Genomic DNA, 16,760 nt, shown 5'->3' on the forward strand with positions numbered 1-16,760 from the left:
ATTCAATCCTTCAAATCGAGGTAACTTCTTCAGCGTCCACGAGCCGCTTGGCGTCTTGACCACTGAATTTCCAAAAGAGTCCCGGATGAATCAGGAACTCACAAAACGTAGACGTTGTCAGGCCGCCGAGGATGACCGTCGCGACCGGGTACAGAATCTCACGACCGGGTTCTTGACCGCCCAAGACCAGCGGAATCAAGCCGATACCCGCGGTCAGCGCAGTCATCAGGACGGGGGCAAGTCGCTCTAAGCTGCCGCGCAAGATCATTTCCTCCGTGAAGCTCTCACATTCTTCACTCATCAGATGGAAGTAGTGCGTCACCAGAAGAATGCCGTTGCGCACTGCAATGCCGCCCAGCGAAATAAAGCCAACAAGACTGGCGACGGTCAGATTCTGTTGCGTGATCACCAACGCGAGCACACCACCGATAAACGCAGTCGGCAATGCGTTGAGTATCTGTAGCACCACTCGAACCGAGGGGAATAGAATCATTAACACGACGAACATCCCGACCACGGCGACACCGGCCAAGATCATGATCAATCGTGTTGCGTTTTGCTGACTTTCAAACTGGCCGCCATATTCGACGTAGTATCCGACCGGCAGATTCAAATTGACATTAACCTGCTGCTTGATCGCCTGCACGGCGCTTGCCAAGTCTTGGCCTTGTGTGTTGCAACGGATAACAATCCGCCGACGGGCATTTTCGCGATTGACCGAATTGGGACCTGCCCCCTCGCCAATCGTCGCGACATCACGTAGTTCGATCTGCCCGCGTTCGGCTTGACCTTCCAGGTGCGGAAGATCAATGCGTAGTCGACCGAGATTCGCGTAGTCGGTCCGATACTGTTCTTCCAACCGAATCAATAAATCGAAACGTCTCTGGCCAAGCAAAACCTGCGATACGACTTCGCCCTGTAACGCCGTTTGTAAAACGTCGGCGACATACTCGCGAGTCAGTCCATACAAGGCCAAATCATCACCACGCAGCTGGATATGCAACTCCGGTGTCATCCGAATCGGCTCAATAATCGGAGGTGTGATTCCGGGAATGTCTTTGATGGACGTTTTGACTTGTTCTGCCAGATTTAGTAGTTGGTCCAGGTCATCACCGTGAATCTTGATCGCGATCTGTGCGTAAACACCGGAGACCATGTGGCTGATTAAGTGCGCCAGTGGTTGCTCCACTTCGATATCGACGCCAGGCACCTCATCGTGGATTCTGTCGAGCAGCTCCGCCAGCATTTCCTCTCGGTTGTGGTCGGCCTCCGGGTTCATACTCAGGATGTACTCGCCGAAATTGACCGGGGACGCGTGTTCATCCATCTCGGCTCGCCCAGTCCGGCGAACAAAGTTCAGGATTTCGCCATCGGGGTTTGACGGCGATTTTTGCATCGAGAGAAACACGTCATCGATGTTGCTGGAGACTTGGTTGGAGGCCTGCAAGGATGAGCCTGGCGGAAGCGTGACGTTGACCTGCACGCTACCTTCGTCAAAAGCCGGTAGGAAATTTCGTCCCAATCTCGCGAGTTGCCAACCGGCAATCCCAACGACAATCCATGTGAGCAAGAGCAGGCTGCCCGGGATTGCCATGCTTGTGCGAATCAACGGTGTGGCGATCGCTTTCAAACCGCGTAGCACCGGTCCGTCCGACTCGCGGTGTGTTGCTCCCGAATTTGGCAGCAGGTAGTACGAAAGAACCGGCGTTACCGTGAGCGACACGAGGAATGAAGACAGAATGCTGACGATATAGGCAAAACCGAGCGGAGCGAATAGTCGGCCTTCCACACCCGAAAGTGCGAACAGAGGCAGGAAGACAAGAATCACGACTGCAGTGCCGAACAAGATCGCGCTGCGAATCTCTTTGCTCGCCTCGTACACCACGCGAATGGCAGACTCTGGATTGTCGCGGTGATTGTTCTCCTTCAAACGCCGAAAAATGTTCTCCACGTCCACGATCGCATCATCGACGAGCTCACCCATGGCGACCGCGATACCGCCAAGTGTCATGACGTTGATCGAAAGCTCACTTCCACTCAGCCAGCTAACAATGCGAAATACCAGCGTCGTCATCACCAACGACATAGGTATCGCGGTGAGAGTGATGAAGGTCGTCCGAAAGTTGAGCAAGAAAAGAAACAGGACAATGATGACCAGCGTCGCGCCGATCACCAACGCTTCGCCGACGTTGAAGATGCCTCGATCGATGAAGTTTTTTAATCGAAATAGCTCTGAGTTGATGATAATGTCCGGCGGCAACGATGCCTCGACTTCTTCGAAGGCGGCTGCCACGTCGTCCGTCAATCGACGAGTGTCCACGTGCGGCTGCTTCACAACCGTGAAAACAATTCCGCTGTGCCCGTTCACACTACCGTCGCCCCGTTTTAGCTCCGGACCTTCGACTACCGACGCGACTTGATCCAGCAAGACACTTCTTTTTGGATGCCGAACAACTGGGACTTTTCGTAAGTCCTCCACGACGCTGTTGGATTCGGTGCCAAGCCGTCCAAGGATTCGAATAGGACGCTCAGTCTCGCCCGTGATGGCGAAGCCGCCACTCGTATTGATATTGCTTTCGCGAAGAGCTTGCTCGACGTCTTGAACCGTAACGTCGTGTTCGAGCAAGGCGGTGGGATCGAGCAGGATTTGGTACTGTTTTCGATCTCCACCCTGCATGAAGACTTCGGCGACTCCGGTGACTTTTAAGAGACGCGGACGGATAACCCAGTCGGCGATCGTGCGAAGTTCGAGGAGTTGTTTCGCTTCGGTTTGAAATTGTACTTCATGCGTTTGATCCCCAATGCGAACTGTTGCGATCGCGGCCAGTCCCGGATCGATTCCGCGGGTTGTGACTTCGAGCATCTCACTTTCAATATGCTCCCACTGATCGACGTGATCCCGATCACCCGGTATCCAAAGATTGATCTTGGTTTGATCGCGATCGCGAACTAGTTCCGCAACCCAACTGGTCCGTTCAACAGGTGCGAGCTGGCCTCCGTTCGGACCAGGCTGGCGATAGATGCCCGCGACGACGATCTGGCCCATGATTGACGACGGCGGCGTCATTTGCGGACGGATTCCTTCAGGCAGAATCCCTTCCAGAGTGGCCAGCCGTTCGCTGACTGTTTGCCGTGCTGCTTTGATTTCCGTAGACCAATCGAATTCGACATACAGGACGTTCAGACCGGCCGTCGTTTGACTGCGAACTGCTTGCACGCCATTGGATCCCATCAATGCGATTTCGATCGGTTGCGTGACCAGCGTCTCGACTTCCTCCGTCGCGAGTCCGGGTGCTTCGGTGATGATGACAACACGTGGTCGGTCAAGATCGGGAAAAACATCGATCGGCATTGTCGATGCAAGATACGAACCGTATCCAAGCATCAACAAGCTTGCGATGATCACGAGCATCCGATAACGAAGCGAAAGGCGAATGATTGCGTTGAGCATGTTGACCTCTTCTAGTGCGCCGCGTGGACTGTGCCGTCGGCGTGGACATGGAGACCAGGTTGTTCACCGCTGGCCGACTGCGACTTGAGAACACGCCTGAGCGATGCGCCCGCATTCTGAGCAAGGAAGGTCCCCGGAGTGATGCTGCCATCGTTGGCAATCACGACATGCCGGCGATCTTCGTGAAGTACGTGGACGGCGATTTGATTGAACAGGTCGCCGTTTTGCCGATAGACAAAGGTCTCAGGTCCTTCGTGCGCGACGGCTTCCGAGGGAAGAATGAAAGCGTTTTCCAGTTTCTCGACAGGAACCTGGATGCGAGTCCTTTGTCCGGGGCGAAAACGCCAGACGAGGAAGGTCTCGCCAGCTTTCTCGTAGCTTCGGGACTGGTTATCTAACGGAACATAGAAATCGAACGTTCGGCTTTCGGCGTCGATGGTGTTCGAGAGATGGCGGATCTGAAACTGTTGATCGACCGGCGGCCAGACTTCGGCAGAATCATCGGCGAACTCAATTTCGACAGGCCGACCTTCTTGAGCCGCTCGTTCCAACCAACCTGCCTCACGTTTAAACGCGTGGCCAACGACATACAGATGCTGATGGTTGGAAAGCTCGGCAATCAACTGCCCTGCTTGAACTGTTTGCCCCAACTCGACGGACAATTGCTGAACCTCATAGGCAATCGAGTCGGTCGATTGGTCATCAAGCACGAAGCTCGCTTGGGAGACGGTTGGCTCAGTCGCAGGGCGCTGTTCCAAGGCAATCGTTCGGGGTGGTGGGGCCACGACCTCAATCGAAGAAACGAAACTACCGCGCGTAATCTGTTCTACTTGCGCTGGAGCAAGACCGCGATTGAGGAGTTCTTGCTTGGAAGCTTTGATAAGCGTTTCCTGTCGACGGACTTCGTTGTTGAGTTCGATGATTCTTGATTTAGATATGCCGCCGGTGGATGCGACCGATGAAAGGCGATCAGTCTCTCGCTGCAGGAGCGTGATTTCCTCTGACGCTTTGAATAACTGCATTTGCGTGGATTGTAGGTACTCGCTGAACAACTGAATGGTCACCAGTCGTTCTCCCGGCCGTACAGTGTCTCCTGGGTAAACGTGAATTTGTGAAATGGCACCAATGGCCGGAGAAGTGACGCCTCGATCCGAGACTCCAGGCCGGTCTTGAACGACTCCTGGGATCGTGATGGTTCGCCAATAGTCCGCGGGGCGCGCCGACTTGGCCACCAAGTTCAGGTTCTTTCGCGCTTGCGATCCCAGTTCTAAGATTTCAAGTTCCGATGTAGACGCACTCGCCTTGTCTGTCGCTGATTGTTCCATATCCGAGGCCGGAAAGAGATGCTCACGCATCACCCAAATGGAACCAAGAACGACACAAATCAAGAACGAGCCGACTAAGGCTTTTAGTACTTTGTGATTTTGCATATTGCGTTACGGCCCGATCGGCCAGTGCGCAAGAGTTGACGGCACAGACTGAACCGGGGATCCAAAAAGTTGCTTGCGATGAATTAGTCGTTGACGCGAAGAGGCGGCAACGAGACTGAGATTGGATTGAGAAAGGACGATTGAAAGGCGAACCGAGCGTTCGCAGCTCAAACGGCCTACAATCTCAGCGCAGCATGCAACAGAAAGAGAGGAGGGCCTGTCCGAAGCGGCGGATCAGGACAAACACCGTGACACGTTAGGGGAACTGCCGAATCGCTTGTGACGGTCGTGCAGAAACCGATGCAATCGATTTCAGAATCGATGCTTTGGCCAGCTGATGTTGGCAAGAATGGGTGCCCAATGCCCAGGTAAACTGCATCAGAATCATGGTCGATCGGCAGCTGAATGTCGCTTTCTTTCTCGAAGTCATTCCTGCTTCCCTCACCATGATGATGGTGGTGACCGCGGTGATGACGATCGTGTGAGGGAGTCCTCAAATCCATGTGGATGTGAGGGCGTTCCGCGTGATCCGTAGGTGCAACCTCAGCCCCGTGCGAATGGGTAAGAGCATTCCCAAACACTAAAAAGGGGAGCAGCAGTACGGTTAGCAGTCGATTCAAAAGACTATCTCTGAAGATTAAAACCCCATCATCATACGCCGTAGTTCGCTTCCGGTCCAAGAGGGATTTGAAAAGGAAAGGTAGCGTCAGAGTCTGTGGCCACCATCGATCGCTGGAATTCGTCACTAAATGGAGTCATCTATGCCGAATCCAGGGTTCGAGCTCAGCACACTATCTGGTGTTGACGATGGCAAGGACACCGACGTGTGTTCCCGTCGATCTAAAATGAAATCGGTTGCATCGGCCAGCGAAAGACCACGAAAATCTCGCGGCATAGTTTACAGAATTTGCGGACCATTTTCGGAGAAGTGTGCAGATCTTGACCCGCTTTATTTTGTCTCGTGAGTGGCACGAAACCCATTTCCAACTGATTATCGAGCTGCAAAGGAGCCCACACGGAGGCAATTGGTTGACTGCCTGGAGTTGGCACCAGGTCTAGTATGGCTTAAATTCGTCGTCGTAAAGTACCTTGCAGCAATCGAAGTTTCACAGGGGAATCGCAAAGGGTAGCATTCCGTTCTCACTAAATGATCCCTGAGACAGTCGCGAAGATGATAACAAAATCGACTGACTTAAATCCGGGAATCTCTGAATCAGGTTTACGCGAACGCTATCGGGCGCGGAGAGAGAAACCCACATGAAATCTCAGGGTAGTTTCGGTGCGAAGATAACCTAGACCGTAGCGCCGAACAGGGTGAGGGGCATTGGGACGGAATGATTACTGTGACATTCAGTGTGTGGTGTCCAAAACAGGGAATCGAGGCGAAGTAATTTCGCTTCCGCGGTTTACAGAATCCGAGCGTTCGATCGGGCAGGGCTGATCGATGAGTATCGGCGCCAAGTGCCCAATTGGTTCCTTTGGTGATCGCTGGTGAAGCGAGATCCGGCAGTGTCGCCTTTAGACGGACCTCCCGTTCAATCGAACAAGCTTGAACCCGCAAAAGTTTGCGGGCCATCGTTGTCTCCGTTTGATTATCGTGATTGCTTGAAACCAGTCACGATTTAGCGGGGCAACGGGTGACGGTACCCCGATTGCCTGCTATTCGGTGTGCTACGTGGGTTAGGAATTCTCTGAAATCCTGCAAAAACCGCTATCACTCGTCCACTGCGATGGGCTTTCGGGGATTCGAAATCAGTTGCCCCATTGGGGTTGTGGGTTCGAGTCCCATGTCCTCCGCTCGAAACGATGAGACTCGCGATGTGGCCGGTTGGCATGATTTGCAACCGGCCATATTGCTTTGGAACTCTCCGTCTCTGGTCGCGATCGCCGAGTTCTCGCTCGACCTGGCTTGCCGCTTCGCTTCTGCCAATCAAGCGGTGGTTTCTGGCACCGATCGGAAGTGTTTCCCGATCGCAGCCGACCGGAAACCGTTCAGTAATCCGGCCCCGCACTTCGGTCCTGGGATGGCGTGCATCCAAAAGCGGCCCGGTAGTCACGACTGAATTCTTGGACACGCGAGTATCCAATCTGAAGCGCGATATGCGTCATCGACATTTTTGACAACTGAGTCAGTCCACGGGCATAGTTCAACCGCATCTGCTTGACTCGTTTCATCGGGGACATCCCGGTCGCAAGGTGGCACGCCCGAGCGACGCTTCGCTGAGAAGTCCCGCTGAGCTCACCCAAGAGCTTTAGGTCGATGGGTTCGTCCAATCGGCTACGCAGTCGCGACTCGATCTCCCACCAAAGTTGAGTCGGACGATCGATCCGGTGGTGCTGTTCTTCTTCTGCAAGTAAATCGGAAATGACATCGCACAGTACCGAATGCACCTGAAGATGCCGCCTCACCGGTGAAAGATTGGTCGTTAGCCAAGCCTCATGAAGTCGCCGCATTCGATCAATGGTTTCGTTTGTGACGCGACTCACTCGGCGAGTCAGCGGAGGTGGCGGTAGAGCCGGGGCACGAAAGTTGACTGTGTAAAAAATCCATGGCGCGACACTCACTCGGCCTCTGATTGGCTCGTTCTCGTGATACCAAATCGCCTGTCCCGCGCCGAAGCGTTGTGCAACACCGGCGGCGACTTGGTCCACTTCTCCGCTGATGCAGATGTGCAGCAAGTGGTCCGGTAATGACTGGCTCCGGAACTCTCCCGTTCGTGACCGCTCGATTTTGTCGACCAACGTGACTTCGGTAATGATCGCCCCCTCTAACGACACGCTTCCTCCTCTGTTGACCAGAATTGCGACATCCAAAGCGGATGCTGCGACTCGTTTTTCCGCAGGATCCGTATAATACCTTCTCGTCGACGGGCATTGAAGCAAAAACTCTCTTCAATCCTGACGTCCAACGCAGCGACAGCGCGGGTCCCCGTTTCGCTTTGGTCAATCACATGATTTTCTGTTGATGTGGCCGAAAGAGACTGTCGTTATTGGGCGAAGGCTCTGATTCTCCCGTTGACGCGTCACCGGCGTTGTTGCTGTTCAGCCGAATCTGTCTATTGCAAAGAAGTCATATGAGTTTTGAATACACCAAAACCATCCACCATCTTGTTGGATGTGTCGTGATGGTTGCCGGGTACGCAGCTAGCCAATTCTGTGCCGCCGCGGAAAACGTCCCGCACCCAATCGTGGTCCCGACACCCCAGTCGTTCGAAATGGGAAACGGCTTCGCGACGCTGAGCGAAGATTCGACGATCTACTTTGATGCTCGGCAAGGTGTTCCACGTGTGTTGGAAGCTTCTCTTGAACCACTGGCGAACGTGTTGGCTGAGGAGATCGAGATCACCACAGGGCTGAGACTGACCGTGAAGGCGATCACCGAAACGACATCGCGCGAAAAGCACGATATCCAGCTCCGCTTCGCGCCCATTTCTGGTGACTTCGCTGCGACGGAAGCCGATGAAGACCAGTCTTATTCGCTGGAAGTGAATTCAAAAGGCATCGTGATTGAAAGCCAGTATTACAAGGGCGTGGCCTATGGCACGGCAACGCTTCTGCAGCTGATTGATGTTTCAGAAAGGCAACCTTCGATCCCGTGTTTGTCAGTGCTGGATAAGGCGGAAGCGAGCTTTCGTAATATCTTGATCGATGTCGCACGAAATCCGATCAGTATTGGTGTCGTGAAGGACGTCGTGCGCCTAGCACGACTCTACAAAGTTCGATATGTCCAACTTCATCTGACCGACGACCAATCATTCACATTTCCGTTTGCGCCGGTGATCGAAGGACTGAAATCCAGTGGGATCGAGAACAACGCGTACACACGAAACGAATTGCTGGATCTGGTTGCCTACGCTGACGCCCGCGGTGTCACACTCATTCCCGAAATCGAAGTCCCCGGGCACTCCACCAAAATCATGCAGTCGGGTTACCTTCGCCCCTTGGACCAAGGTCATGCGGCTATCGCCGATCCGGCTAATTTTGCAAAGATCAACACCCTCATCGATGACGTTCTTAGTGTATTCAAGTCGTCTCCCTACTTTCACATGGGGGGCGATGAATCCGGCGCGGGCAAGAAACTGATTCCGCTTGTCGCGTCGATCAACCAACACGTCCGAGGTAACCCGACGGGAGGTAAACGACGACTGTTGGTCTGGGAGGGGTTCCATGGTGCACCGACGGACCAAATTCCGGCGACGGGGGAAGACCGCGTGATCGTGATGGCTTGGGAAAGTTCCTACAACACGCCTTGGGATCTGCTGCGTAATGGCTATCAACTGATTAATGCGTCTTGGAAACCAACGTACCTGGTCGGCGGATACGGGAGCTTGATGCATGCAGGTTCCGGCGGTGTGGGAAAGTTCTCGCTACAAGACCTCTATCGTTGGAACCGCTCGACGTTCATGCATTGGGAACCGAGACGCCCCATCTACGAGGACGTTGGCCCCAATGATCCGATCCGAGGCGATCACCTTTGGGACGCGAGCTGGATTGATAAAGAAGATCAGATCATTGGCGGGATGTTGCTTTACTGGGAACAACGTGAGGGCAGTACGATTCATTACCTGCTGCCTCGTGTGCCCGTGTTTGCCCAACGACTTTGGAATCCAGATGCGAGCTTTAGCTACGACGATTTCGCATCGCAGGCAACGCAGTCGCAGATAAAAACATTGCCTATCGTCCAGCCGGTCGAAATTTTACCGGCAGCAGATCGGTCTTCACCGGTTTCAGTTTTGTTCCGCCACTATTCAGGGGAATCCGCGACGGTGACGCTGCGAAACCGTACGCAGATCAATGGCAAAATTCGGTACTCCAAAGGCAACTTTACCGGCTGGAAAGAATCACCCAAATTCGACCCCGTTCCTTCACCGACAACCAACTACGAAGAACCGGTTGCCATCCCGGGCGAATTTGGGATTCGAGCCGAACTCCTTCGCGAGGACAATACACCTGTCGAAGGTCACTCGTGGGCGTTCTTTGCCAATTGGCCGATGAAAGTTTCTGTGACGGATTTTGACCTTGATGACAAGGTCTTCGATCTCGTTCCCGATATGACGAAGCTCCCCAAAGATAAGATTCTTCGCCAGTATTCGATGCCGTACATCCGTGGGCCGCTGAACCACAAATCGGTGATCGGACAAATGCTGGTTTGCGATTTCGTCGCGCCGGTCAGCGGCGAGTACTTGTTCGAGTTGAAGACCCAAAGCGGGCGTGCGACGCTTTATCTCGATCAAAATCAGAACCATCGCTGGGAACAGAGTGAAGCGTTGATCGAGAATTCGCCCAACACGGAAATCGGAAAAACAGGCTCAGTGGAACTGAAGGCATCTCGGCGATACCAACTTCGGATCGATCATGCGACGGGGATGCCAAGGCCGGTGCTTTCGCTTTCGACGACGATCCCGGGAACCGACGATCGCCGGTCTGTTCTTCCTTACATTGAACTGCCAAAACGCAGCAATGCCCCCGAAAACAACACTCAAGCGAATCAAATCGAGGCCAAAGGTGTCAACTTCCAAAAGCTTGCTTTTTACCCCGATCGCTGGACAGCGTCGAAAGTGGACTTCGAAATGTTGGCCTGGGAAGGTCAACGTGTCGTCCTGGTCACTCGAAAAGGCGATTACGATGCAAGCGAGTTAGCGCGTTTTGTCGAGCGTCTTGATCGTGCCTGGGAAGTGTATTCCGACTTGATTGGCACAGAGCCCCGGCAATTCAAAACGTTCAATGGGAAACCCACCATTTGCGCCCTCCCCAAACCGAACCTGTCATGCGGACTCGGTTGTGGATACGTCGGTGCATCAGGAATCGAAGTCGCGGCGTTTTACAGCGTCGATCTCCCCAATTTCCAAAAGCACCCGGACTGCTTTCAACACTACTATTTCTACGAGATGGGGCGCAACTACTTTGTCTTTGGAGATCGACATTCATTGTTCACGACGGGATTCGCTGTGTTCATGCGCTACGTTTGCATGGATGAGCTTGGATGCGACGATCTCGACGTTCGGACTCGCGAAACCATCGAAGCCTGCGAAGAGGTCTACGCAAAATCAAATGTTGGCTTTTACGATGCCTTCACAAACCTTGGGGCCGGGGAGAAAAGTAATCGCTTAAAAGACTCGCAGGGCAACACCATTCACCCAAGTGACCAGCCGGTGATGTATGCGACCGCGATGCTAAAGCTGAGACGAGACTTCGGTGATCAATGGGTCACAAAGTTTTTTCACCTGATGCGGAAATGCGATCCAGCGAAGGCAACCAATATTGCGACTTCGAAAACTCAGGTTTTCAATTGGCTCGTTTGTGCGTCGGCTGCTGCCGAAAAAGATTTGACCTTCGTCTTTGCAGATCGATGGCGTCTGCCGATGTCACAACGACAGCGGCAGCTGATGAAACAAGTCGACTGGTCGACGGCGGAAAACGATTTGCCTGCGATCGTTTCAAAGCTCGTCGCCGACAAATAGCCACCGAATCTTCGAATCGATTTCGTCGACTCTCACATTACGCTTTGCGGTCATCGATGATAGCGTGAGCACGGCTTCTGCCGACCCAAGGAGAGTCGCGATTCGACATGACGGTCGATAGCTAGATTTGCGATTTTCGTTCCGTTCCATTCTGCGTCCGACTTGCCGGACCGTGGTCATCGCTGCGGCACCCGCCGTAGCACCAGGGGTTTGCCTGGCCACCGCGACGGATCGTTCCGGGCGGGGAAAATCGCCTAAATCCGTCATTCCGGCGAAATTCGTGTAACCTTCCTGTTCCCCGTGGTAAATGCACGCAACAGGAGGAGTTATGGAGCGAGAAAGCCAACACGAATCGACGAATCACGAAGCGTTCGTCCGCCATCTGACCGAGAATCAAACTCGGCTCTACGGCTACGTGTATTCACTGCTCGGTGATCACAGCCTTGCGTCAGATGTCGTTCAGGAAACGAACTTAGTTCTATGGCGAAAAATCGCCGAATTCGCGCCTGAGAAACCGTTTCTTCCGTGGGCTTTCGCGATCGCACGCTTTCAAGTCCTTGCCCATATCCGCGACGAGAAGCGTGACCGCGTCTTACTGGACGCAGAACTTGTCGAAGCGATCAGCGGCGAGGTCGAGAAGCAAGCCACGCAGATGGATGCGTTTCGCGATGCATTGCGTCCGTGCATTCAAAAGTTGACTCCGAATAACCGAGACCTTGTGGAGCGACGATATTTCAAGGCCATGACGGTCAACCAATTGGCCGAGACGTTTGACCGGACTACCGCTGCGATCAAAGTTGCCCTGGTTCGTATCCGGCGCCAGTTGGGGGAATGCGTCGAACAACAAATCGCTTCGGAGGGCCAACGATGAAATCGCCAATCGAAGAACTGGAAACATTGCTGATCGAATGGGAATCGGGAACGATGACGACCGATCAGACGGAGCGTCTGCGCGAAATCCTTCGCGATGATGCCGAGGCGCAAAAGTACTTTGTCCGATCCCAGATGCTGACAGCGGCACTGGCAAGCGAAAATGAAACGGGGCTTTCCCCTTCGTTATCACACGATGAAGACGTCGACCTCGATCCCACCAAAAGCGTTCGATCTAAAAACGCACAACCGGCCAAAACGTCCCCTCGTCGGACGAGGACTTCGTCGCGTTTGTTCGTTTGGTTTGCCGCCGCAGCAGCGGTCGTAATCTGCGTCCAAGCGGCGCGGCTGCTGTATTTGGAAAATCAACTCGAAGGACGCGGCGCTAGTCGCATCGCCACCGTCATTCCGCCATCGGAACGTGATGGGGCAGGCGAGGCGACGTCTAGCGGGATTGCGATCATCAAAAGCTTGGTCGATGTCACCTGGGAAAGCGATCAGGAACCGATTGACGTCGGTGATGCGTTGAGTCCGGGGCGATTTTCAATCGCGAGCGGACTGGCCCAAATCGAGTTTTTCTGTGGGGCAACCGTGATCGTCGAAGGTCCCGCCGAGATCGATCTCGAAACTCCGATGCTCGCACGTGTTCACCAGGGTCGTTTGCGAGCCCAGGTACCGCCGGCAGCAAGGGGATTCTCGATTGACGTCGCCGATCTGAAAGTGGTCGACCTGGGAACCGAATTTGGAATCTCGGTTTCGCCTGAGGGTACTGACGTGCAAGTTTTTGACGGCGAGGTCGAACTGCATCAACCGACCCACGAAAAACGCACGCTAACGACCGGGCAAGCAATTGTTCGCCGCGAACAAGGCGAAATGCAAGACGCGCAGGTATCACCGGAACGCTTCGTTGACATCGTGGCTTTGGAATCCAAGCAGCGCGAGCAGGAAGTCACACGTTTTCGGCGTTGGCAGTCGTACAGCGAAAAGCTTCGCCGCGACGAACGCTTGATCGCTTACTACGCCTTTGACCAACAGGAACCGTGGCAACGCCAGCTACAAAGCAGTGCCGATCCGTACGACGAAGAACTGGACGGCGCGATCGTTGGCGCCAACCAAGTCCCCGGACGATGGAATCAAAAAGGCGCGTTGGAATTCAAGAAGCCCGGCGATCGTGTCCGTGTCCAAATTCCCGGTCAGTTCGAATCGTTGACACTGGCGGCTTGGGTCAAAATCGACAGCTTGGATCGATGGTATAACTCGCTGTTTCTGACCGATCATTACAATCAAGGCGAACCCCACTGGCAGATCCTTGATACCGGGCAACTGTTCTTTTCCGTTCGCCACAAGGCGGACGATGCGAGAGGCCCACAAGCTCGTAAGCAGACACACCAACCGGTGTTATCACCGCCGTTCTGGAACCCGTCGTTAAGCGGACGTTGGATCCATCTTGCCACGACGTACAACGCCCAAAACGGCCAGACCATTCATTATTTCAATGGCAAGCCCATCCATCGCGAATCAATCGCGGAGGATTTAGTCGTCAAACGCACCAAGATCGGCGCCGCCTCCATTGGCAATTGGTCGATCCCCACGCGGAAAGACGCCGAGTTTGCGATTCGTAATCTCAACGGCAGCTTGGATGAGTTTGCCGTGTTCGCCGATGCATTATCAGCTCAGGAAATTCAGGAGATGTACCTTCATGGGAAACCGTAGTTTGACTCTTATACGACCTGTTTTCTTGCTGCTGTTTGTCCTCGCCGGCTACGCCAATCGTGCCGACGCCGAACAGTCCGAGGCGCTAACCGAAGCGGAGGCGAACGAGCTGTTCACGTTGAAAGTGCTTCCGTTGTTCAAAGAGAAGTGCTTCGGATGTCATGGCAACGATCCGGATGATCTGCGCGGCGGGTACAGCATGTTGACCCGAGAAGCGTTGATCAAAGGCGGCGAATCAGAAGAAGTCTCTCTGACCGCAGGGCATGCCGATGAGAGCGTGCTCTTTCAAGCGATCCGCTGGGAAGGCTACGAGATGCCGCCGAAAGAAAACGACCGGCTGACCGAAGTCCAAATCGAACAAGTCCGTCAGTGGATCGAAGCCGGCGCGCCTTGGCCCGATGCAGCGACGCAACAAGCGATCCAGGCAGACGAGTGGGCGGTTACCGAAAACGAAGATGGCGTGATCGTCGCATCGAGCGGCGGACAGTCGAGCGATTGGACTTACCGACGATACCGGGCCGACGACATTTGGGCGTTCCGTCCGGTCGAAAAGCCAAGCCTACCCGTTGTCGATGATTCCTCGTCGAATCCGATCGATCGATTCGTTGACCGAAAGCTTGACGAAGCAGACTTGCGGCCCGCTTCCGAAGCCGACGCGAGGACACTGATCCGTCGGCTTTACTTTGATCTGACCGGACTACCGCCGACACCACAGCAAACGCAGGATTTCTTGTCGGCCACGAAGACTTCACCACGACATGCTTGGAACGAGACGGTCGACCGACTACTTGACAGCGATCATTACGGAGAACGTCAGGCTCAACACTGGCTTGACATCGTTCGGTACGCTGATACCGCAGGTTTCTCCAACGACTATGAACGATCCAATGCGTGGAGATACCGTGACTATGTGATTCGTTCCTTTAACGAAGACAAGTCATTTAAAGAGTTCGTCCGTGAGCAACTGGCTGGTGATGAACTCGATCCCAACGACCCCGAAAAGATCGTCGCAACAGGCTTTCTTCGAATGGGGCCGTGGGGCACGGCAATGATCCCTCAAGACGAGGCACGTCAAATTTACCTTGACGACTTGGTTCACAACGTCGGGCAGTCGTTTCTTGCGATGCCGATGCGGTGTTGCAAATGTCATGATCACAAGTTTGATCCAATTCCGACGCGGGATTACTATCGACTTTATGCGACGTTCGCGACCACGCAGCCGGCAGAACTCGATGCCGAGTTTCTCGGCGAAGAAAATCTTAACGGCTTCGAAGAAAAACGAGCCTTGGTCGCCGAGCTTCTCGCCTTTGCCAAGGCAGAACTTAAACAAGTCAACGACAAGCAAGAAGCCGCAGCGAAGCAATGGTACGAGGAACATAACCTTCCGTACAAGAATGAGAATGCCAGAAAAGATGATCCCGAAGATCAAAAGCCGCCGCGTCACGTCGGACTGACTCCCGAAGAGAAGGGCATCAAAAAGGTTCGCGAACAGGACGTATGGATCTGGGAGCGACGCTTGGAACGCTACAAGCCGATGGCCCAAGCGGTTTACAACGGGCAAGATGATTGGAAGAACTCGCGCAAACTCCGTCGTGCGAAGAAGATCAACGAGAACTGGCGTCCCGGGAATTTTATCCTCAGTGGCGGCGCCCTAACAGCGCCCGCAGATCCCGTCGGGCCGGGAGTGCTCAGTGCGACTGGACTCGCTGTCAACCCGAACGCCGAAGACCCCTTCACCATCCCCGATGGTCTTTCCGGTCGTCGCTTGGCCCTGGCAAACTGGATCGCAAGCGATGAAAACCCACTTACGGCACGAGTCATCGTCAACCGAGTGTGGCAAACTCATTTTGGGAAGGGCTTGGTCAAGACAGCGAATAACTTCGGTGCAAAGGGCAGCAAACCGACACACCCCGAATTGCTTGACTGGTTGACTGCAGACTTCATCGAACACGGTTGGAAGCTAAAACGCTTGCACCGCATGATCGTGACCTCGAAAGCCTATCGCCGATCCGCCGTGCCGGCCGACGTCGAAACGCAGCGAACCGTCGACCCGAACAACGATCTGTTGGCGTCGTTTCCGCCTCGTCGTTTGACGGCCGAAGAATTACGGGATGCGATCTTGTTAACCACCGGGGAAATGAATTTTGAAATGGGCGGGGTACCGATCATGCCCGAAATCAACATGGAAGTCGCACTGCAACCGCGAATGATCCAGTTTTCAATTGCCCCGGCACATCAGCCTTCGAGAACGCCTGACGAACGAAACCGACGAACGATTTACACGTACCGAGTGCGCGGTCAAGCGGACCCGTTCTTAGAGATTCTGAACCTACCCAATCCCAACGAATCGTGCGAGCTTCGTGACTCGGCAGCCGTCACACCGCAGGCGTTCACATTGCTCAATAGTGACATGATGACCGATCGGTCGATTGCGTTTGCGTTGCGAATTCAGAAGGAACAGGGCGATGATACGCAGCAGTGGATTCGGCAAGCCATCCGTCTTGCCTACGGAAGGTCGGCGACGTCGGAGGAGGTTCAAAACCTGCATGCGTATTTGCTCGAAATGCGTGCCTACCATCGGCAGCAGTCGCCCGAACCGGTCGATTATCCGACCGAAGTGACTCGATCGCTCGTCGAGGAATTCACCGGCGAACCGTTCGAGTTCATCGAAAAGCTGAACGTGTACGAGGACTATGTCCCTGACGCAAAACCATGGACCGTCGATGCCGATACCCGTGCCTTGGCCGACGTCTGTTTGTTGCTATTCAATTCCAACGAATTCATCTACGTCTACTAGATCGCCAACCGACTGGTTTGCGAAACCAGCATTTCAAT

General features: G+C 54.1%; 7 protein-coding genes. 4 read left to right on the forward strand and 3 right to left on the reverse strand.

Annotation, left to right across the window (positions count from 1 at the left end; translation table 11 throughout):
* Positions 1–10: 10 nt before the first annotated feature.
* The 3 genes from FYC48_RS08960 to FYC48_RS08970 all read right to left on the reverse strand — a co-directional run bounded on the left by FYC48_RS08960 (position 11) and on the right by FYC48_RS08970 (position 7,659).
* Complete coding sequence (locus tag FYC48_RS08960) at positions 11–3,451, reverse strand: efflux RND transporter permease subunit (RefSeq protein WP_149496359.1); 3,441 nt, start codon at positions 3,449–3,451, stop codon at positions 11–13.
* An 11-nt stretch (positions 3,452–3,462) separates the two neighbouring features.
* A complete protein-coding gene (locus FYC48_RS08965; RefSeq protein WP_149496360.1) occupies positions 3,463–4,881 on the reverse strand; it encodes an efflux RND transporter periplasmic adaptor subunit in 1,419 nt (472 codons plus the stop codon).
* Between the two features lie 1,992 nt (positions 4,882–6,873).
* Positions 6,874–7,659: an AraC family transcriptional regulator gene (locus FYC48_RS08970; RefSeq protein WP_149496361.1), complete on the reverse strand. Its 786-nt coding sequence runs from the start codon at positions 7,657–7,659 to the stop codon at positions 6,874–6,876.
* A 296-nt stretch (positions 7,660–7,955) separates the two neighbouring features.
* Between FYC48_RS08970 and FYC48_RS08975 the strand changes: the two genes are divergently transcribed.
* From FYC48_RS08975 to FYC48_RS08990, 4 genes are all read left to right on the forward strand, one after another.
* Positions 7,956–11,342 (forward strand): beta-N-acetylhexosaminidase, encoded by a 3,387-nt coding sequence (locus FYC48_RS08975; protein ID WP_149496362.1) that lies wholly within the window; start codon positions 7,956–7,958, stop codon positions 11,340–11,342.
* A gap of 328 nt (positions 11,343–11,670) precedes the next feature.
* Positions 11,671–12,213, forward strand: a complete 543-nt coding sequence (locus FYC48_RS08980; RefSeq protein ID WP_149496363.1) for a sigma-70 family RNA polymerase sigma factor — start codon at positions 11,671–11,673, stop codon at positions 12,211–12,213.
* Positions 12,210–13,925, forward strand: coding sequence for a LamG-like jellyroll fold domain-containing protein (locus tag FYC48_RS08985; protein WP_149496364.1), 1,716 nt, complete (start codon positions 12,210–12,212; stop codon positions 13,923–13,925). The genes FYC48_RS08980 and FYC48_RS08985 overlap by 4 nt, the downstream gene beginning before the upstream one ends.
* Complete coding sequence (locus tag FYC48_RS08990) at positions 13,912–16,722, forward strand: DUF1553 domain-containing protein (protein ID WP_235034160.1); 2,811 nt, start codon at positions 13,912–13,914, stop codon at positions 16,720–16,722. Before FYC48_RS08985 ends, FYC48_RS08990 begins: the two co-directional genes overlap by 14 nt.
* Positions 16,723–16,760: the final 38 nt, after the last annotated feature.

Source organism: Roseiconus lacunae (assembly GCF_008312935.1).
GTDB classification, from domain to species: Bacteria; Planctomycetota; Planctomycetia; order Pirellulales; family Pirellulaceae; genus Stieleria; species Stieleria lacunae.

Bases quoted from the DNA above. Each gene is read 5' to 3' on its own strand.
- FYC48_RS08965 (WP_149496360.1), bottom strand. From the start codon at position 4,881: ATGCAAAATCACAAAGTACTAAAAGCCTTAGTCGGCTCGTTCTTGATT.
- FYC48_RS08990 (WP_235034160.1), top strand. From the start codon at position 13,912: ATGGGAAACCGTAGTTTGACTCTTATACGACCTGTTTTCTTGCTGCTG.
- FYC48_RS08980 (WP_149496363.1), top strand. From the start codon at position 11,671: ATGGAGCGAGAAAGCCAACACGAATCGACGAATCACGAAGCGTTCGTC.
- FYC48_RS08985 (WP_149496364.1), top strand. From the start codon at position 12,210: ATGAAATCGCCAATCGAAGAACTGGAAACATTGCTGATCGAATGGGAA.
- FYC48_RS08960 (WP_149496359.1), bottom strand. From the start codon at position 3,451: ATGCTCAACGCAATCATTCGCCTTTCGCTTCGTTATCGGATGCTCGTG.
- FYC48_RS08975 (WP_149496362.1), top strand. From the start codon at position 7,956: ATGAGTTTTGAATACACCAAAACCATCCACCATCTTGTTGGATGTGTC.